General features: G+C 70.2%; 13 protein-coding genes and 1 pseudogene. 8 read left to right on the top strand and 6 right to left on the bottom strand.

Annotation, left to right across the window (positions count from 1 at the left end):
* Positions 1-11: 11 nt before the first annotated feature.
* From HCC78_RS23185 to HCC78_RS23175, 3 genes are read right to left on the bottom strand one after another with little or no spacing between them, the layout of a single operon-like run.
* Complete coding sequence (locus HCC78_RS23185; RefSeq protein WP_216671269.1) at positions 12-935, bottom strand: ABC transporter permease; 924 nt, start codon at positions 933-935, stop codon at positions 12-14.
* On the bottom strand, positions 935-2,044 hold the full coding sequence (locus HCC78_RS23180) for an ABC transporter permease (RefSeq protein WP_172331166.1): 1,110 nt from the start codon (positions 2,042-2,044) through the stop codon (positions 935-937). Before HCC78_RS23180 ends, HCC78_RS23185 begins: the two co-directional genes overlap by 1 nt.
* Before the next feature lie 21 nt (positions 2,045-2,065).
* Complete coding sequence (locus HCC78_RS23175) at positions 2,066-3,178, bottom strand: BMP family ABC transporter substrate-binding protein (RefSeq protein ID WP_172331165.1); 1,113 nt, start codon at positions 3,176-3,178, stop codon at positions 2,066-2,068.
* A 133-nt stretch (positions 3,179-3,311) separates the two neighbouring features.
* Here HCC78_RS23175 and HCC78_RS23170 point away from each other — a divergent pair, with 133 nt between their 5' ends.
* Positions 3,312-4,214 (top strand): LysR family transcriptional regulator, encoded by a 903-nt coding sequence (locus tag HCC78_RS23170; RefSeq protein WP_172331164.1) that lies wholly within the window; start codon positions 3,312-3,314, stop codon positions 4,212-4,214.
* Here HCC78_RS23170 and HCC78_RS23165 read toward each other — a convergent pair.
* Entirely contained in the window at positions 4,205-6,532 is a 2,328-nt protein-coding gene (locus HCC78_RS23165; protein ID WP_172331163.1) for an acetamidase/formamidase family protein, read from the bottom strand. The genes HCC78_RS23170 and HCC78_RS23165 overlap by 10 nt on opposite strands.
* Positions 6,533-6,843: 311 nt before the next feature.
* Between HCC78_RS23165 and HCC78_RS23160 the strand changes: the two genes are divergently transcribed.
* The gene (locus HCC78_RS23160) at positions 6,844-8,283 is read left to right on the top strand and encodes an acetamidase/formamidase family protein (protein ID WP_172331162.1); all 1,440 of its coding nucleotides are present in this window, start codon (positions 6,844-6,846) and stop codon (positions 8,281-8,283) included.
* 38 nt (positions 8,284-8,321) lie between these two features.
* Here the strand turns inward: HCC78_RS23160 and HCC78_RS23155 are convergent, their stop codons facing one another.
* The gene (locus HCC78_RS23155; RefSeq protein ID WP_172331161.1) at positions 8,322-8,990 is read right to left on the bottom strand and encodes a dimethylsulfonioproprionate lyase family protein; all 669 of its coding nucleotides are present in this window, start codon (positions 8,988-8,990) and stop codon (positions 8,322-8,324) included.
* A gap of 48 nt (positions 8,991-9,038) precedes the next feature.
* Positions 9,039-10,031, bottom strand: a complete 993-nt coding sequence (locus tag HCC78_RS23150) for an MDR family oxidoreductase (RefSeq protein WP_172331160.1) — start codon at positions 10,029-10,031, stop codon at positions 9,039-9,041.
* Between the two features lie 251 nt (positions 10,032-10,282).
* Here HCC78_RS23150 and HCC78_RS23145 point away from each other — a divergent pair, with 251 nt between their 5' ends.
* The 6 genes and pseudogenes from HCC78_RS23145 to HCC78_RS23120 all read left to right on the top strand — a co-directional run.
* Positions 10,283-11,809: an FAD-binding oxidoreductase gene (locus HCC78_RS23145; RefSeq protein ID WP_172331159.1), complete on the top strand. Its 1,527-nt coding sequence runs from the start codon at positions 10,283-10,285 to the stop codon at positions 11,807-11,809.
* Positions 11,806-13,596 (top strand): hypothetical protein, encoded by a 1,791-nt coding sequence (locus tag HCC78_RS23140; RefSeq protein ID WP_172331158.1) that lies wholly within the window; start codon positions 11,806-11,808, stop codon positions 13,594-13,596. Before HCC78_RS23145 ends, HCC78_RS23140 begins: the two co-directional genes overlap by 4 nt.
* Positions 13,593-15,461, top strand: a complete 1,869-nt coding sequence (locus HCC78_RS23135; RefSeq protein ID WP_172331157.1) for a ferritin-like domain-containing protein — start codon at positions 13,593-13,595, stop codon at positions 15,459-15,461. The genes HCC78_RS23140 and HCC78_RS23135 overlap by 4 nt, the downstream gene beginning before the upstream one ends.
* Positions 15,454-16,767: a radical SAM/SPASM domain-containing protein gene (locus HCC78_RS23130; RefSeq protein ID WP_172331156.1), complete on the top strand. Its 1,314-nt coding sequence runs from the start codon at positions 15,454-15,456 to the stop codon at positions 16,765-16,767. Before HCC78_RS23135 ends, HCC78_RS23130 begins: the two co-directional genes overlap by 8 nt.
* Positions 16,760-18,046, top strand: coding sequence for an NAD(P)-binding protein (locus HCC78_RS23125; protein WP_172331155.1), 1,287 nt, complete (start codon positions 16,760-16,762; stop codon positions 18,044-18,046). Before HCC78_RS23130 ends, HCC78_RS23125 begins: the two co-directional genes overlap by 8 nt.
* 107 nt (positions 18,047-18,153) lie before the next feature.
* Positions 18,154-18,747 (top strand): annotated as a pseudogene (locus HCC78_RS23120) (IS5 family transposase); the annotation flags it as partial.
* Positions 18,748-18,872 lie beyond the last annotated feature (125 nt).

The raw sequence follows: 18,872 nt of genomic DNA, 5'->3' as shown, positions 1-18,872 counted from the left end.
GGATTGGCTCCTTACTTGTTGATGGACAGTTCGCCGGGCGCGCCCGACAGCGCCTGCGTGGGCGAGGAGGTGGCGATCAGCACCCCGAGCGTCAGCACGTAGGGCGCGGCATAGAAGAGGTAGTAGCCGGAGCTGACGCCGATGGTCTGCAGCGCCGGGCCGAGCGCGCCCGCCGCGCCGAACAGCATCGCCGCGCCGACGCAGGCGATCGGGTTCCAGCGCGCGAAGATCACCAGCGCCACCGCCATCAGGCCCTGCCCCGAGGAGATGCCCTCGTTCCAGCTGCCCGGATAGTAGAGCGACAGGTAGGCGCCGCCGATCCCGGCGAAGGCCCCGCCCGCCGCAGTGGCCAGCGTGCGCACGAGCGAGGGGGTCAGGCCGAGGGCGCGGGCGGCATCGGTGCTGTCGCCGACGACGCGCAGGGTCAGGCCGATCTTGGTGGCCTTCAGCATCCACCACAGCACGCCCGCCGCGACCAGCCCGATCAGGAACAGCACGTTGACCTGCAGCGCGGCCCGGACCTGCGGCAGGTCGGACCACCAGCCGAGCGGGATGGCCGGCAGGTCGGGGGCGACCGGCTGGATGAAGGGCTTGCCGAAATAGAAGGCGAGCCCCATGCCGAGCAGCATCATCGCGATGCCGATGGCGATGTCGTTGACCTTGGGCAGCGAGCAGATCAGCCCGTGGACCAGACCGAAGAGCGCGCCGGTGATCGCCGCGGCGATGACGCCGAGCCAGGGCGAGCCGGTCATGACCGCGAGCGCATAGCCCGACATGGCGCCGAAGACCAGCGTGCCTTCGAGCCCGAGATTGATGCGGCCCGACCGCTCGGTCAGGGTCTCGCCGAGCGAGACGAAGAGGATCGGGGTGGAGACGCGGATCGCGCCGCCCAGCATGGCGATGGGAACGGCCCAGAGACCGAGATCGGTTTCCATCAGGACCTCCAGCGTTCGGGGGAGAAGAGCTTCCACCGGCCGTAGGCGGTGTCGCTGATCAGGATGACGGTGAAGACGATGCCCTGCAGCACCAGCGTGGAGGCGTCCGGCAGGCCCATACGGCGCTGCACGAGACCGGAGGAGGCCTCGAACCCGGCCAGCAGGATCGCCACCGGAATGATGGCCAGCGGGTTGTGACGGGCGAGGAAGGCGATGAGAATGCCGGTATAGCCGTAGCCCGCGGCGAGCGAGGCATTGGCGCTGCCCTGCACGGCAGCGACCTCGAACGCGCCGGCCAGCCCGGCAAAGGCGCCGCCCAAGGCGGTGAAGCCGACGATCAGCTTGCCCACCGGCAGCCCCTGCACCTGCGCGGCGCGGACATTGCCGCCCGCGACCCGCGCGGCGAAGCCCAGCGTGGTGCGGTCGATCAGCACCCAGGAGACGATGCAGGCGACGATCCCGGCGACCAGTCCCCAATGCACGTCCCAGCCGGGGATGTTGCCGATCCGCAGGGCATCGGGCAGCGGATGGGTGGAGGGCTTGTTGAGAGAGGCGGGGTCGCGCAGCGGGCCCTCGACGAGGTGGTTCATCAGCGCGATGGCGATATAGGCCATCAGGAGCGAGGCGATTGTCTCATTCACCCCGCGCCAGTGGCGCAGGGCGCCGACTGCGCCGATCCAGAGGCCGCCTGCCAGCGCGCCCGCGGCCAGGAAGACCGGGATGGCGATGACGGCAGGAAAGCCCGAGAGCGGCAGGGCCAGCGCGCCGACGGCGACGCCGCCCAGCACGATCGCCCCCTCGCCGCCGATCACGGTCAGGCCGAGCCGGGCGGGCAGCGCGACGCAGAGCGCGGCCAGCAGCAGGGGCGCGGTGCGGCTCAGCGTGTTCTGCCAGGAGAAGGCGGTGCCGAAGCCCGCCTTGTAGACGAGGGCGAAATACTCCGCCGGGCTCTTTCCCTGGGTCAGCAGGAACAGCGAGAAGATCGCCAGCCCGATCAGCAGCGCGCCCAGCGGGATCAGAACCGCCTCGGAGCGCCGCGCGATCCCGGCAAGCAGGCCGTCAGGGGAGAGCCCGCCCCCTGCGGGGGCGGCAATGGTACGGTCACTCATGGCGGGGATCCCCCAGGAAGGTCAGGAAGTGGCGCCGATCACGCCCTCGACGAGGTAGTCCATGCTTTCCAGGCGGATGTCGTCCTCGGCAAAGCCTTCGCCGGCGCCCGCGATCTCGTTGCCCTTGTTGTCCTTCAGCGGTCCCTTGATGACCTGGAAGCCGCCCTTCATGATCTCGGCCTTCGTGGCCTCGAACTGGGTGCGCGCCGCGTCGGTGACCGCCGGGCCCAGCGGCGACATCTTGACGAAGCCGTCGGCCAGACCGCCGCGCAGGAAGTTCGGGATCGTCCCGCCGTCGAGCATGGTCTGCACCATCTTCGGATAGACCCCGGCCCAGTTCCACTCTGCCCCGGTCAGGTATTTCTCGGGCGCCAGCGGCGATTGGTCGGCATGGTAGCCGCAGATGTAGCAGCCGCGTCCCGCAGCCGTCTCCATCACCACCTTCGGCCCGTCGACATGGCAGGTGATCACGTCGCAGCCCGCATCCGCGAGCGCGTTGGTGGCCTCGGCCTCCTTCACGGCCAGCGACCATTCGCCGGTGAAGATCACCTGGCAGGTGATCGAGGGATCGACCGCGCGGGCGCCGAGCAGGAAGGAGTTGATGTTCAGCAGCACCTGCGGGATCGGCTTGGCGGCGACGAAGCCGATCTTCTTCGAAGCCGTCATGTGGCCCGCAGTGATGCCGTTGAGGTACTGGCCCATGCCGATATAGCCGAAGTAGCTGCCGATGTTCGAGGGCATGCCCTCGGTCCAGAGCCCGGCAGCATGCTCGAAGCGGACATCCGGATACTTCGGCGCGACTTCCAGGACATGGGGGTCGAAATAGCCGAAGGAGGTCGGGAAGATCAGCGAGGCGCCGTCGAAGTTGATCATCGATTCCATCGACTTCTGCACGTCGGTGGTCTCGGCGACGTTCTCTTCCTCGACGATGGTCACGCCGTCCATGGCAGCCACGGCGGCCGCGCCTTCGGCATGGGCCTGGTTGTAGCCGAAATCGTCCTTCGGCCCGACATAGATGAAGCCGACGGTCATGCCGCCCGCGGCGCGGGCCGGAAGCGGGCCGAACGCGGCGCCGGCCGCCAGCGCGGCCGAGGTCGACAGGAAGGTGCGGCGGGAGAACTTGGGAAGCGTCATGGCAGGCTCCGGGTCTGATGCGGCTAGGGCTGCGGGAAATCTCGGGCCAAGGGTTAACCTTTGCACTGCTGATGTCTCCTGCTAAGTTTGCATCTGAGTGCTGCAAATTATGCAGCGGTGGAGGAGCGCGCCGATGCGGCACCTTGAGCAGCTGGGATATGTCGAGGCGATCGTGAAGGCGGGCTCGATCCGCAAGGCGGCGGAAACGCTGGCGATCACCTCGACGGCGCTGAACCGCCGCGTGCTGGCGCTGGAGGCGGAGCTGGGCGTGCCGGTCTTCGAGCGGCTGCCGAGGGGCGTGCGGCTGTCGACCGCCGGAGAGCTTCTGATCGCGCATGTCCGTGCCCAGCAATCGGAATTCGAGAAGCTGAAGAGCCAGCTCGCCGACCTGGCGGGCGAAAGGCGCGGCCATGTGAACATCGCCTGCAGCCAGGCGCTGGTGCCCTATTTCCTTCCCGAGCAGATCGCCGAATACCGCGCCGAGCATCCGCGCGTGACCTTCGGCGTCTCGGTGCGCGACCGCGAGGTCGCCGAGGAGGCGCTGGTCGATCTCTCCGCCGACATCGCGCTGATCTTCGAGCCGGTGCGGCTGCGCGAGGTGCAGGTGATCGCCGCCGTGCCGCAGCCGGTCTACGGGGTGATGTCGCGGGACCATCCGCTGGCGGGCTGCGACGTCCTCCGCCTGCGCGACTGCGCCGACTATCCGCTGGCCCTGCCCTCGCAGCGCTTCGGCGTGCGGCACCTGTGGGACAGCGCGGTGCTCAACAGCTCGCTGCCGCTCGACGTGGCACTGGAGGCCGACAGTTTCGAGTTCCTACGCAACTATCCGCGGCATGAACAGGTCATCGGCTTCCAGATCCCGATCGGCCTGCCGCAGGGCGAGCCCGGCTCCGGCATCGCCGCGCGTCCGGTGGACCCGCGCGACCTGCCCTCGGGGCGGCTCTATCTCTGCCAGCTGCGCAACCGCGCGCTGCCGGTGGCGGCGGCGAAATTCGCGGGGCAGATCGAGCGGGCGCTCGACGCGCGCTACCGCTGACCGGCTCCGGTGCCCGGTTCGAACAGCGACCGGCGCAGGCAGGCATGGACGCCGATATTGCCGTCGGCCACCTGGGTGACGCTGAAATCGGCCGCGACGGACAGCAGCGCATGCGCCTCGTCCTCTCCCAGGGCGTAGACATCCATCAGGAAGCGCCGCGCCTGGCGGAAGGCATTGCGCAGCGCCATGTCGACGGTGGAGCGGGTATAGACGTCGGTCTGCGCGGAACGGCCGAGATCGCGCAGGTGGTTCTCGAAGGCGAAGCTCTGGATCACCCATTCCTCCGGGGTCTCGATCAGCGGCGCGGACAGGCCGCGGATCTGCGGCAGCGCGCTTTCTCCCTGGCGGTGCAGCACGATCCGCACCGTGCCGGTCAGCGACATCTCCAGCCCGGTCCCGTTGATCTCGCCGTCGCCCTGGCTGAAATGGCCGTCGCCGATCGACAGCAGCGCACCCTCGACCGCCACGGGCAGGTAGATCTTGGCCCCCGGCCCCGCGCGCCAGTTGTCGACATTGCCGCCGAAATATCCCGGCGGAATGGTGTCCACGATCTCCGCCTCGCGCGGCGCGACGCCGACGAAGCCGAAATGCGGACGCGCAGGCACCGCGATCCCGGGCAGGGCCGGCCGGCGGGTGACGCTGTCCGGATCGACCGGGATGCCGGGATAGTCCATCGTATCGTGGCGCACGCCCGACGGATCGGTCTGGGGCACCCAGTCATACTGGCAGATCGCCCGCGCAATGTGCGGCTGCGCCAGGTCGACCTCGAAGAGCGTCACAGTCTCGTGGCGCTGCGTGCCTGCCAGCGGATCGCCGTACTGGTAGCCCCACCAGGCCGAAGCATTCGAGCCGAAGGCCTTGCCGGCGAATTCGGGATTGGCGCAGGGCCGCGGCGCGATGCCGAGGATTTCCACCTCCAGCACGTCCCCTGGCCGCGCGCCCGCGACATGGATCGGGCCGGTGCAGATATGCACGCCGAACCCCTCGCCCGCGCCGCGGCCGAAGATCGAGGCATCCATCGGCCCCGCTCCGCGCCGGTCCACCGCCTTGCCCTCGGCGGTCCAGCGGAACACGCTCTCGGCGCCCGGATCGCCCTCGATGAAGCGGGCCGGGTCGTCGCCGCCATGCTGGGTCAGGGTCTCGACCCGCACGGTTGCGCCCGAGGGCACGAACAGCGCGGGCGGCAGGGAGCGGCTGAGATGGCCCCAATGCACCGTTCCGGCATGGGCGGGCAGCACGAAATCCGCGTCCTCCGCCTGCATCGGCAACGGCGGCGACGCACCGGCGCAGGGGCCGGCCGCGGGGGCGCTGCGCGGCGCGGGCGGACGGACACCCTGGCCGGGATTGCCGCGGAAGGCATAGGGCAAGGGGGCGGTGCGCTGCGCCTCGCGGAACTCCTTCGGCGACAGGCCGTAGGCGTCTCGGAAGGACCGGCTGAAATGCGGCGCGCTGGCGAAGCCGCGGCGATGGGCGATCTGGGCGATGGACACGCCCGCCTGACCGGCGTCGAGCAGGTCGGCGCGGCTGCTTTCCAGCCGCCGCCGCCGCAGATGCGCCGAGAAGCTTTCGCCCGAAAGCTCGAACAGCCGCTGCACGTAGCGCGCCGACAGTCCCGCCGCCCCGGCCACGTCCGGCAGCGACAGGTCGGTCCGCGACAGCCCGGTCTCCACCGCCGCCGAGACCCGCCGGAACTGCGCGGCCTGCACCGGCGTCATCGCGCCGTCCTCGGGCAGCGCCTCGCGGATCAGCGCGTTGCACAGCAGGTCCAAGAGCGCACCCTCGCTGCCGGCCAGATCCTCGGGCGCGAGGCTGTCCATCTGGGCGCCCAGCACCCCCGCCATGGCGCGCAGCATGTCGGCCTCCACCGAGGCGCCCAGCACCTGCGGCAGGTGCGGCCGGTGCGCGCCGAGCCGCGCGGCGACCAGCGGGCGGGGCAGCTCCAGCAGTATCGCCTTGACGTCGGAGTCCCAGGCGATCTGCCAGGCGGAAGCCTGGTCGGCGACGCTCAGGTCGTTCTGCGCGAGGTACTGCACATGTTCCCCGGCCGAGAGCACGCCGCGGCTGCGCAGCGTCAGGATGACCAGGAAGGGCGCCGGGCGCGGCCGCGGCGCCAGCGGGCGCAGGGCCTGGGGCGGCGCGACCAGACGGGCGAGCCGCAGTCCGCTGGCGGCGCGCAGCACGCTGAGCGTGCCGCTTGGCGGCGCCTCGCCCGCGGGCGCGAGGCCGAGCGCACCGAGGCGCAGCCGCCATCCCTCGGCCCGTGCGGCTGCGGGAAGAGTCGAGAGGTCGAGGTGATCGGTGCCGGTCAGCATCTCCATGGGAGCCGAGCCTAGCGCGGAATCCGCCGCCCCGCGCCTGCAATCGTGGCCCTGGCGCCCTGCCCCGCCGGGCCTGCCGCTTTCTTGTGCAGCGGCGGGTCCGCGCCTTGCCGCCAGATGCACAAAGCCTTGCCCCGGGACGCAGCGCCTGTCCGGCACCGCCCCGGAGACGCAGCGCAAGCCCTTGCCACCGCGCAGCTTTCTGCCCCGGACACCGGCGATTCCGGCATCCGCGGCAAAGCTTGCCCCGCGGCCGCGGCGGCCCGCTACTGGCGGAACAACAGCAGAAAAAACCGACAGGAGAGACAGCCATGTGCATGGGAGACGACGTCAACTGCCCCGATTTCGAGGCGCATTTCCGGCAGTTCAAGGAGGAGATCAACCCGGGCCGCCGCGGCTTCCTGGGGGCAGGACTGATCGGCGCGGGCAGCTTCGCCGCGGGCGGGCTGTCGCTGGTGACCCCGGCACTGGCCCAGACCAGCGCGGCCAAGGCGCCCGCGGCGCCGTCCTACCACTACCTGCCCGCAAATTCCGACACGGTGCACTGGGGCTATTTCTCGAAGACGCTGGCCCCGAAGGTCGAGGTCGACAGCGGCGACTACGTGACGATCGAAACGCTGACCCACCATGCCGCCGACGACCTGGAGCGCATGGTGCAGGGCGACGAGGGGGCCGAGAGCGTCTACAAATGGACCGCGACCGAGAAAGGCGTCGACCGCCGCGGCGCGGGCTCGACCGATCCGGCCGTATACAAGGTCGGGTCCGGCGACGGCCAGGGCGTGCACATCCTCACCGGCCCGGTCTACGTCCGCGGCGCGGAGCCCGGCGACGTGCTGGAGGTGCGCATCCTCGACTGCAAGCCGCGCCCCTGCGCCAATCCCGAATTCACCGGCAAGAGCTTCGGCTCGAACGCGGCGGCCTGGTGGGGATACCACTACAATGACATGCTGAACGGCGCGAAGCGCGAGGTCATCACCATCTACGAAGTCGATGCCAGCGGCGACCGCAACTGGGCGGAAGCCGTCTACAACTTCAAGTGGGTGCCGCAGACCGATCCGTTCGGCGTGACCCATCCGACCATCGACTATCCCGGCGTGCCGGTGGACCATGGGCTCACCAGCCGCAACTACGACGTGCTCAAGGGCGTGCGCATCCCGATCCGGCCGCATTTCGGCACGCTGGGCGTCGCGCCCGCCGAGGCGGATTTCGTCGATTCCGTGCCGCCGAGCTATACCGGGGGGAATGTCGACAACTGGCGGATCGGCAAGGGCGCGGTGATGTACTACCCGGTCTCGGTCGAGGGTGCGCTGCTGTCGGTCGGCGACCCCCATGCCAGCCAGGGCGACAGCGAGCTCTGCGGCACCGCGATCGAATGCTCGCTGACCGGCACGTTCCAGCTGATCCTGCACAAGAAGGCTGACCTCGCCGGCACGCCGCTGGAGGAAATGGACCACCCGATGCTGGAAACCCAGTCGGAATGGGTCGTACACGGCTTCTCGGTGCCGAACTACCTCGGGACCCTCGGCGCGACGGCGCAGTCCGACATCTACGGCAAGAGCTCGATCGACGACGCCATGCGCGACGCCTTCCGCAAGATGCGCAAGTTCCTGATGACCACCAAGGGGCTGACCGAGGACGAGACCCATTCGCTGATGTCCGTCGGCGTCGATTTCGGCATCACCCAGGTGGTGGACGGCAACTGGGGCGTCCATGCCATCGTCAAGAAGGAGCTGTTCTCGGGCCGCGCCTGAGAATGGCCGCCACGGCGGTCCGGCCGCCGGGGCGGCTGTCAGATGCCCTGTGCGATCCGCGCCTTGCGGGTCGCGCTCAGCTTCATCCCCGGCGCATGCAGCCGCGTCTCGGGCCCGGTCCAGGCATAGGCCAGGAGGCAGGGCGCGAGGTCGTCGGTGGTGATGCGGTGCTCCTGGTCCGGACGGTTGAGGATCAGCGATCCGGGCGCATGCACGGCCGCATCGTTCTCCGACCAGGCGCCCGCGACCGAGACGTAGCTTTCCTCGATCTCCCGGTGGCTGTGCTGCGGATAGGTGGTCTTCGGCGCGAAGAGCACGAAGCCGAGGATCAGCCCGTCGCAGAATACCGGGCCGCGCGGGCCGAGGATTTCGCAGTAGGCGTATTTCCGGGCCAGCGCCTTCGGCACCTTCTCGTAGCCGTATTCCCATGTCAGCAGCGGCGCGACGCGGGACAGCGCGCGTGCCATGCCCGCAACCGCGCCGCGTTCGCCCAGATCCAGCGCCCGCGGCAGATGCGCGGTCACCGGCTTTTCCTGCGGCGCCCGCGGCAGGATCGCGGGATTGGCGTCGATGACATGGGACAGCCGGTCGCGCACCCGCTTGCGGTGCGACCGGATCAGCCGGCTGCCCCCCGACGAGCCGTGCCGGTAGAGCATGTCGTATTCCCGCAGCAGGTAGAACCAGCCGGGACAGTCCTGGAGATGCATCTGCCCGATCTCCTCCGGGCCGGCAACCGCGATCGCCACCGCGTGCCCTCAGCCGAGATCCGGCGCCACGGGCACGACCACGCGCCCGCGGATCTGGCCGTCGAGGAATTTCGGCGCGGTTTCGATCACCGCCTCGAAGGGCAGTTCCACCGACAGCGCCGAGAGCTTGTCCAGGTCCAGTTCTGCCGCCAGCAGGCTCCAGGCCTCGCGGCGCCGGGCGATCGGGCACATCACGCTGTCGACGCCCGCCAGCGTCACGCCGCGCAGGATGAAGGGCGCCACCGTCGCGGGCAGATCCATCCCCGCCGCCAGGCCGCAGGCCGCCACCGTGCCGCCGTAGCGGATCATCGACAGCAGGTTCGCCAGAACCGTGCTGCCCGCGACATCCACCCCGCCGGCCCAGCGTTCCTTGCCCAGCGGCCGCGGCTTGCCCGACAGTTCCTCGCGGCCGACGATGGAGGCGGCGCCCAGCCCCTTGAGGTACTCCGCCTCCGAGGCCCGCCCCGTGACGGCCGCCACCTGGTAGCCGCGCTTCGAAAGCAGCGCGGTCGCGACGCTGCCGACCCCGCCCGCGGCGCCGGTCACCGCAATCTCGCCCGACTCCGGCAGCACACCGTGGCGTTCCAGCGCCATCACGCAGAGCATCGCGGTGTAGCCGGCCGTGCCGATTTCCATCGCCTGGCGCATGCTCAAGCCTTCGGGCAGCGCCACCAGCCAGTCGCCCTTGACGCGGGCCTTCGTTGCCAGCCCGCCCCAATGGGTCTCGCCCACGCCCCAGCCGTTCAGCACGACCCGGTCGCCCGGTTTCCAGTCCGGATGGGAGCTTTCGGCGACCACGCCCGCGAAATCGATCCCCGGCACCATCGGGAACTTGCGCACCACCGGCGCGCGCCCGGTGATCGCCAGTGCGTCCTTGTAGTTCAGGGTCGACCAGGCCACGTCGACCGTCACGTCGCCCTCGGGCAGCTGGGCCTCCTCCGCCTGCGTCAGCGACACGGTCTGGGTGTCGCCGGGTTTCTCCACCAGGATGGCATCGAACATTTGGACGTCCTTCGTTTGCTCCTACGGGCCGCCGGAAAATCCCGCCTTCCCCGGCCTGCCCCGCGCGCAGTATGGAACCTTGCCTCCGGCGATGTCGATCCCTGCCGTCCGGAATGTGGCCGGGCCGGCGCCGCGCGGCGGGCCCGGACGACAATCCCGGCGACCGGACGTCAATTATCCTTTCATTAACCAAGATCCCGCTGCTAGGGTCCCGGTCATTGATTGACCGACGTGAGACGCTTGGCAGGACAATGACCAGATTTCGAAAGAAAAAACTACGGCCCTCCCCCTGGACCGAATACCAGCGGACGGAGACCGGGCTCCTGTCCTATTCCGCCGAAGCGCTTGCCGAGCTGGAAACCAAGCTCGCCGGCGACGTGCAGCAGCCGGGCTATCCGGGCTACAATGACGACCGCATGGTCTTCATGCACAGCTACCAGGCCTATCCGCAGCTGATCATCCATGCCGCCTGCGAGACCGACGTGATCGCCGCGCTCGACTTCGCGCAGGCGCAGAAGCTGAAGGTCACCGCCCGCTCGGGCGGGCATTCCACCGCCGGCTATTCCTCGAACGACCAGATCGTGATCGACACCAGCCGGATCGACCATGTGCTGGTCGACCCGGTGCACCGCACCGCACGGGTCGGCGCCGGGACGATCTTCCACAAGCTCAACCGGGTGCTCGACCACTACTCGCTGCACGTTCCGGGCGGCGGCTGCGAAACTGTGGCGGTCGCGGGCTACATGCAGGGCGGCGGCTACGGCTTCACCTCGCGGATCTTCGGGCTGAACTGCGACAATGTCCTGTCGCTGCGCATGGTGACGCCCGACGGGCAGATCCGGCGCTGCAACCGGGAGGAAAACGCCGACCTCTTCTGGGCGGCGCGCGGCGGCACCGGCAACCAGTTCGGCGTGCTCACCGAGATCGAGTACCGGCTTGTCCCGTTGGAGGAGGTCTGGGCCTTCGGGCTGAAGTTCCCGCTTTCCGACGAGGCAGGGATCGCCCGCGCCGCGCGGGTCATGGCGCAGCTGCAGGCCGATTACGCGGTCACCGGACCGGCGAAGATGGGCCACCAGGCGCTGATGATGTACCTGCCGACCAAGGAGCAGCCGGGCGCGCAGCTCCCCTTCCTGCTGATCCGCGGGCTCTATGACGGCACCGAGGCCGAATGCGCCGCGGCGATCGGGCCGCTCCTGGAACAGCTGGAGGACCGCAAGAGCCAGCTGGAGATCTGGCGCGCCGGACGCTACCTGGAGGTCAACGAGGCGCTGCTGGCCACGGTCGACCCGCCGGGGATCGACATGCCGAATGTCTCGATGAACACCAAGCCGCTGGTCGACGGACGGATCATCGCGAAATCGCATCCGGCCGAGCGCTGGCGCGAGATGCTCGACCATTTCCTCAAGGCGCCCGACCTGACCTGCTTCATCGCCGCGGAATTCTACGGCGGCGAAATCAACGAGCCGGCCCCGGACGAGATGGCCTACCGCCACCGCGATGCCAGCCTCGACCTGTTCTCCTGGGCGTTCTGGACCTTCGACGCGCACCGCGGGGCCAGCACGGCCTGGCTCGACGAATTCGGCCGGATCGCCGGGGCAATGTCGGACGGGCACCGCTACCAGAACTATCCGCGCCGCGGAAATCCGGGCTTCCTGCGCCAGTATTTCGGGGAGAACCTCGAACGGCTGGTGGAGATAAAGCGCCGCCACGATCCCGGCAACCTCTTCGAATACGAGCAGTCCATTCCGCTCGACCTGCCCTGCGGAGAATTGGCATGACCTGCACGCATGACGGCCCCTGCGCGCCCTGGCGCAGCCGCGACGCCGAGGGCGAGCGGATGATCGGACTGTTCTTCGACCCGCCGATGGCCATCGCCCGCGTGGGCGCTTCGCCGGAACCGCTGGACGCCTACCGCTGGAAGACCGACGAGAACCCGCATCGCGGCGTGCAGACCATGGTCGAGCCCGCGCCGACGCTGGTGCCGGTATCGACGGAAACCACCGGCTATCCGCCGATGAAGCTGGAGGTGCGGCTGCCGGAGCGGATCGCCTTCAAGGACAGAGAGAACCGGGTGAAGCCGGTCGCGCCGTTCTTCGAGCTCTGGGCGCGGATGCAGGCGCGCTCGGGCAAGGTCACCGCCGTGCCCGTCACTGCCGCGCTTCTGGCAGAGCACCGGACCGATCCCGGCGCGCTGCAATTCACCGTGACCGCCGCGAACCGCAAGGCGCAGGCGCGCACCAAGCGGGCAGCCGATGCCGCCATCGCCCGCACGGTGTTCCGCGCCACCGACTACGACCCGCAGCCGCTCGATGCGGTCAGCCCGCATGTCGAGGGCGAGGTTCCGCTGGTGCGCCCCGACGCGCCGCTGCCGCTGGGCCATGTCCAGACCTTCGCGCCCAACCACGAGGACTGGTCCTGCCGCACGCGGCTCGACCAGGTGCGGCTGCGCTTCACCCCGGGCAAGGGGGACAGCTTCGGCCCGCCCGAGGCCTCCGAGGCCGTCGCCTCGCCGCTGGCCCCCGGAGATTTCGTGCCGCATGTCACCGAGTACGGCCGCATCCACCGCATGACCCGGCCGGAGAACCGCATCCTGTCGAGCGGCTCGCCCTGGCTCGGCTACAGCTTCGGCGCGGACAGCAAGCCGAAATGGCCGACGCCGATGGACAGCTATGACGGTGCGCGGATCGATCCCGGCCAGAGCTGGGGGCTGATCGACGACACATGCGACCTGGTGGTGGAGGCGCGCCTGGCCGTGGCCGGGCAGCTCCATGTCGCGCAGGCCCGCGCCTTTGCCGGGCCGCCGGATTTCGCCCCGGACCGCCGCCCGATGTATTCGATCCGCGACGAGTTGGAGGACCGCGAGCTACCGCCCGCCAAGCTCGACATCGAGACCACGCCGCTGGAGATCCTCGACCTCTTCCGCCGCGTCTTCGAGACCGCGAGCCTCGTCAACCTGGACCAGCGGCGGCACTGGGCGCTGTCGGGCAATGCCTGGATGCACGGCGCGAGGAACAAGAACGATCCGAACTGGGACGAGGGCATCAGCCCGCGGCTCGGTCCGGAAAGCATGCGCCGCGCCGACAAGCCCTATGCCGATCTGACGCCGGACTACACGCCCGGACAGGGCGCAACGCTGGCCCCCGCGTCCGGCGCGTCGGAGCGGCTGCCCTACACGACCGTGGTGCAGCAGGTCCATGTCCGGATGGCAGACAGCCCGGTGCTGCGCGCCTTCCTGTCGCGCCGTCCCGACCGGGTGCGCGAGATCGTCCGCCCGCCCTTCGGCTGGGTGTCGGAACTGCCCGCACGGCCCGGCGTGACCAAGCCCGCCGAGGTGCCGGCCGCAACCGGCCGCGCCGGCAAGGAACCTCTGCGCTTCCGCGATCCGCGCACCCTGCCCGACACCTCCTACGACATGCGGATGCCGCCCTTCATGCGCCACTCGATGGGCGTGCCCCTGTCCATCACGCGGCGGCAATACGACCTGCTGATGGCCTATCTCGACAAGCTCGAACACGATCCCGACTGGCGCGCGGCGCCCGAAGCCCCGACCGGAGACGAGGCATGACCGACACGCCCGACCGCAAGATCCGCCCCCTGAACATGGCCGCGCGCCAGGCCGAGCCGGACCTGCCCGCCTATCCCGAGCCGGTGCTGGGAAATTCCGTCGCCACCTTGATGGATTCCGGCGTCGGCAACTGCTTTCCGGGGCTGGAATTCGACCTGCGCCAGCTCGACGTGCGCTTCTTCCCCGGCCTCGTCTTCGCCTTTCCGGGCGTGACGCCGGACGGGCCGGACGGCACGCAGGGGGCGCAGCTCGTCTATGCCGACACCACCGGCGACCCGGTTTTCGACGAGGCCTGGCCCTGGGTGCAGGACCTCGCGCAGAAGCTGAACGGACCGGAGGGCTCGGCTCTGGGCAGCGGCCAGTGGTACCTGCACTATGTCGAGCAGAAGGGCCGCCGGATCGAGCTCTACGACATCTCGGTCTGGCAGAACGCGCTGCTCTACACCCCCTACGAGGGCGAGATCGCCTGGTGGATCATCCGCCTGATCGAGCGCAGCGCCGATCCGGCCGAGGCCGACCTGGCCATCGCGCTGACCCAGCGCGACCCGCAGGGCCAGCCCATGGGCGTGCCGGTGGTGCTGACCGGCAAGCGGCGCGCCTATCTGGACGGCGAGGGGATGATCCCGGATGTCTACCATCCCGGCGAGCTGACCGCCTCGATGTGCAGTCCCTGGACGCATGATTTCCGCGACTGCGCCTGCCAGTACTGGGCCTCGAACCACCCCGACGTCGTGCTGGGCGAGGTGCCCGACCCGAACGACCGCGGCCGGATGCAATCCGGGCAGGAAATCCCCGACCGCACGTCGGAGACCGATCCGCTGCAGCCGGTGAGCTTCCTGGACTGGATGCGCCGCCGCACGGATCCGGCCGCCGACGTGCAGGCAGCCACCACGATCGACGGCGCGCGGCCCTACCGCTACGACCCCTACGAAATCAACCTGCACTGGCAGGAGCTCGACTTCGTGCTGCAGGGCCAGGAAGCGAATGTCACCCCCGACGGCGAGCTTCCCGCCGCGGATCCGGACGTTGCCGGTCCTTCGCTGCCGGCGATCTGCGCGGACCTGCGGGACAATCTGGGCCCGCTCGAATTCATCCTGGCGCTGCGCTATCTCTACGCGACCTTCTCGATCCGCGCGCCCGAGGAGGTGACCGCCGCCGAAGCCGCCGCCTGGCCGGGTCTTGCCGACGACCTGCGCGCGGCGCGGCAGATCCTGCTGTCGGTTGCCATCAGCGAGATGACCCACCTGCGCTGGGTCAACCAGATGCTGTGGTCGCTGACAGCCCTGCGCCCGGACGTGCTGCCGGCCTACCGGCCCGTGGTCGGTCCCACATCCGGCCATGCCGACCCGGAGCACAGCCTGAGCCTCGACCCGGCCACGCCGGGGATCATCGAGCAGTTCGTCGCGCTGGAGCGGCCGGGCGGCGACATCGACACCGAATATGCCCAGCTGGTGAAGCACCTGCGCGAGGAGGACGGCTATCCGCCGGGGCTGTTCCAGCTGGCGGTGCGGATCGACAGCGACGGGCTGCAGCACTACCACAAGTTCCGCGATGTCCACGCGATCCTCGCCCCCTATTCGGAGCTGGAGCATCTCTACCTGCGCGGGGTGACGCTTGCCGATCCAAGCGACGCGGCGGTGGCGCCCGCGCTCAAGCTGCTCGAAGCGGCGGTGGCGGCACTGCAGGACGGCTACCGCGCCGAGGCGGAAACCGCCCGCAGCAATGCCGACCGGGCGGCGTCCGAGGCGCTGATCGTCGAGGCGCGCGACATCATGCACCTGCTCTGGGAAAAGGGCGAGGAACTGGCGAAGCAGCGCATCGGCATCCCGTTCTTCGCGCCGTTCCGGGGCGGCTGCGGTGGCTGACGGCGCCCCCCCTCCCCGCCTGCAGAGCCGCCTGGCACATCTGTCCGGGACACTCCTGCTGCATGCCGAAAGCGCCGCGCTCTACGCGCTGTCCCCCGCGCAGGCGGAGGAGATGGAAACTGCCCTGCGGTCGGGCGACCGGGCCGCCGCGGCGATGCTGGCGCGTCTCGGCCTCGATGCGGCGGAACCTGCCCTGCCGGAACAGGGCGCCCCGCCGCCGGTCCGGGCGCTGGCGCTGACCGTGTCCCAGGCGTGCAACATGGCCTGCGGCTACTGCTATGCCGCAGGCGGCGCCTTCGGCGGGCCGCAGCGGCAGATGCCGTCCGGGGTCGCGAAGGCTGCGGTGGAGCGGCTGGTCGCCGATGCGCCTCCGGGCGGCACGGTCCAGATCGCCTTCATGGGCGGAGAGCCCTGGATGGCCAGCGGGCTGATCCGCGACACGGTCGCCTTCGCCCGGCGCCGCGCCGGGGCGCGGGCGGTGAAGGTCGGCTTCGCCATGACCACCAATGCGACGCTGCTGCGGGAGGCCGATGCCGAGTTCCTGGCCGAACAGCGCTTTGCCGTGACGGTCAGCCTCGACGGAGATCGGGCGGCAAATGACAGGCTGCGGCCGATGGCCGGCGGGGCGGGCAGCTTCGACCGGGTGGCGGCGCGGCTGGGTCCGCTCTCGGCACGGTCCGACCGGATCAAGCTGTCGGCACGGGTGACGGTGACGCCGGAAAACCTGGACATCCCCGCCACGGTGGCGGCCTTGTCGGATCTGGGCTTCGGCTCGGTCGGGGTCTCGCCGATGCTGGCCTCGCCCACCGGCTCGGGCGCGCTCGGCGCAGCCGAATTCCCGCTGCTGCTCGAGGCCATGACCGCCGCGGGGGAGGATTGGCTGGCAGCCACGATCGCGGGCCGCCCCCACGCCTTCGCCAATCTCGCCACAGCGCTCGGCGAGCTGCACCGCGGCCGCCCGCGCAGCCATTCCTGCGGCGCGGTGCGCGACTACCTGGCGGTCGATGCCGAGGGAAACTACGCCGCCTGCCACCGGTTCGTGAACGATCCGCTGGGCGGGATGGGCGATCTTTCGGGCGGTCCGGACGTTGCGGCACGGCAGCGCTTCCTCGCCGAGCGGCAGGTCGAGGCACAGGCGGACTGCGCGTCCTGCTGGGCCCGGCGGCTCTGCGGCGGCGGCTGCCACCACGAGGTGCTGCATGCCGGGCGCCCGGCATGCGATTTCGTGCGCGGCTGGCTGGATTTCGCGATCGGCGCCTATGGGCGGCTGATGGCGGCGCGGCCCGGCTGGTTCGCCGATGGCTGAGATCCTGGTCGCCGGGGCCGGGCCGGCCGGCTGCGCCGCGGCGGCAATCCTCGCGCGGCAGGGCTTCCGCGTCACGCTCGCCGATCCCTGCCCGCCCGTCCCGCCGCGGATTGAGAGCCTGCCCGCCGCCGGTCAGAGGCTGGCCGCCGAGCTGGGACTGGCCCCGGCGCTGTCGGACGCCATCCTCGGGACCGCGGAACGCATCGAACTTGCCTGGCGGCCCGACAGCGAGATCCGCAGTTTCGGCCATGCCGGTCCGCTGCTGCTGTCCCGGCCGCGCCTTCATGCCGCGCTGCGCCGCGCCGCCTTCGCCGCCGGTGCGGAACTCGCGGCGGAACGCATCGACAGGCTCGAGCCGGGCCGCGCCGCCTGCCGCAGCGGTGCCGTCCTCGTGGCCGCGGTCATCCTCGACGCCAGGGGACGCGCCGCAGGCGGCCTGGCGCCGCTAGGGCCGCCGCGCGCCGCCCTGCCCTTCCGAGGGAACGCCCGCCGAGAGCAGCCCAGCATGGGACTTGCCGCGCTGGCCGATGGCTGGCTCTGGTGGGCCGCAGCCGCCGGAGAGCTGCAGGGACTCCGCGTTGCCGCGCCCGGCACGCTGGCCGGGATGGATGCCGCCGGACGGCAAGGCTGGCTCAGGGCATCCGGCCATCCAATAACCGAAACCTGCGAGACAGGAACGCCGGTCCCGGCCGGGCTTGCGGCGGCGGACCCGCTGGCCGTGCCCGGGATCATCCGGATCGGCGACGCGGCGCTGGCCCGCGATCCGGTCGGGGCGCACGGGCTGGTCCACGCGCTGCGCAGCGCCGCGCAGGGGGCAGCCGCGGCGGCCACATGGCTGCGCCATCCGGCAGAGCGCGGCGCGGCAGAACAGTTCCTGCGGCTGCGGCACCGGACGGATTGCACGGCGGCACGGGCGGCAACCGCAGCCTCCCATGCCGAGCAGGGGCGGCACCGCACGGCATTCTGGCAGGAGATGCCGGCGACTCCTGCCCTGCCGTCATCGCCGCCGCCCGGCCGGCTGCGCCTGGCCGCTGTCGCGGCGCAGGTCCCGCTGATGGCCGGCGGGCATATCCAATGGGCGCGTGGCATGGAGCTTCGGACGGACGGGACGCAACTGGCGCGGCTCGGCCCGTATCCGGCGGCGGCGCTGCTGGCCGCGCTGGCACAGCCCGGCACGGCGGACGAGTTTGCCGCCCGGCTGGCGCGGCTGGGTCCGTCGCAGGCCGCCGCTCCGGCAGTTGCGGAGCTGGCGCGGCTGGGCGCGCTGGTTCCGGCCTGAAGCGGCCGCCGGTTCGGGATTGCCCCCCGGAAGCCTGGGTCTGGACCCATTGATGTCAGCCAAGTGCCAGGATTCTCCGGCTGAAGATCGAACGCCGTACCGGTGGCATGTCTTATCTATTCGGGCTCAGCGATGCGCAGTTGGCGCGTCTGAAGCCCTGCTTCCCCAAGTCCCATGGCAAGCCGCGGGTCGATGACCGCCCTGTGCCGAACCGCATTATCTTCATCAATCGCAGCGGATTGCGCTGGCGGGATGCTCCACAGCAATACGGTCCTGATGGCTGAAGGGGACCGTGGCGCAAGTGGTGCCGCGACATCCCCGGAGACGCTCTGCAACCGTTGGAAACGTTGGAGCGGCAAGGCCGTCTTGGCCCGGATCATGGCGGGATTGACCGCCGGACACGGCGAGGGAAGACTGCGATGATCGACGCGACCTACCTGAAGGCACATCTAACTGCGGTCGTGGACGACTGATTTCTCGAACCAAGGGCGGCATGAACACCAAGCTGCATGCCGCTTGTGGCAGCGAGGGGCGACCGCTCAAATTAATCATTGCGGTCGGCCAGGTCAGCGACGGCATCGGAGCGCGGGCGCGTCGCCTGCCCAATGTCGAATGGCTGCCCGGGGAACGCGGCTACGACGCTGATTGGTTCCGGGAAGCCTTGGAGGCAGGGGATGCGCGCGTGCATCCCGGGCCGCAAGCTGACAGACTGTTACACTGGCACAAAGCACGATGACCTTGCCCCCGGCTCCCGGACTGGGCGGATGTTCACTATGCGCCCATCTTTGCGGACATGTCGATCCTTGCCTGCCCGGGCGTGCGGCAT

The sequence above is a fragment of the Mangrovicoccus sp. HB161399 genome (genome assembly GCF_013184745.1).
Lineage (GTDB): Bacteria > Pseudomonadota > Alphaproteobacteria > Rhodobacterales > Rhodobacteraceae > Mangrovicoccus.
Note: the sequence above shows the minus strand (reverse complement) of the source record. Positions and strands in the feature narration are given on the sequence as shown.

Excerpts from the sequence above, each read along its gene's own strand:
- HCC78_RS23185 (WP_216671269.1), bottom strand. The coding sequence starts at position 935 with ATGGAAACCGATCTCGGTCTCTGGGCCGTTCCCATCGCCATGCTGGGC.
- HCC78_RS23180 (WP_172331166.1), bottom strand. The coding sequence starts at position 2,044 with ATGAGTGACCGTACCATTGCCGCCCCCGCAGGGGGCGGGCTCTCCCCT.
- HCC78_RS23175 (WP_172331165.1), bottom strand. The coding sequence starts at position 3,178 with ATGACGCTTCCCAAGTTCTCCCGCCGCACCTTCCTGTCGACCTCGGCC.
- HCC78_RS23170 (WP_172331164.1), top strand. The coding sequence starts at position 3,312 with ATGCGGCACCTTGAGCAGCTGGGATATGTCGAGGCGATCGTGAAGGCG.
- HCC78_RS23165 (WP_172331163.1), bottom strand. The coding sequence starts at position 6,532 with ATGGAGATGCTGACCGGCACCGATCACCTCGACCTCTCGACTCTTCCC.
- HCC78_RS23160 (WP_172331162.1), top strand. The coding sequence starts at position 6,844 with ATGTGCATGGGAGACGACGTCAACTGCCCCGATTTCGAGGCGCATTTC.
- HCC78_RS23155 (WP_172331161.1), bottom strand. The coding sequence starts at position 8,990 with ATGCATCTCCAGGACTGTCCCGGCTGGTTCTACCTGCTGCGGGAATAC.
- HCC78_RS23150 (WP_172331160.1), bottom strand. The coding sequence starts at position 10,031 with ATGTTCGATGCCATCCTGGTGGAGAAACCCGGCGACACCCAGACCGTG.
- HCC78_RS23145 (WP_172331159.1), top strand. The coding sequence starts at position 10,283 with ATGACCAGATTTCGAAAGAAAAAACTACGGCCCTCCCCCTGGACCGAA.
- HCC78_RS23140 (WP_172331158.1), top strand. The coding sequence starts at position 11,806 with ATGACCTGCACGCATGACGGCCCCTGCGCGCCCTGGCGCAGCCGCGAC.
- HCC78_RS23135 (WP_172331157.1), top strand. The coding sequence starts at position 13,593 with ATGACCGACACGCCCGACCGCAAGATCCGCCCCCTGAACATGGCCGCG.
- HCC78_RS23125 (WP_172331155.1), top strand. The coding sequence starts at position 16,760 with ATGGCTGAGATCCTGGTCGCCGGGGCCGGGCCGGCCGGCTGCGCCGCG.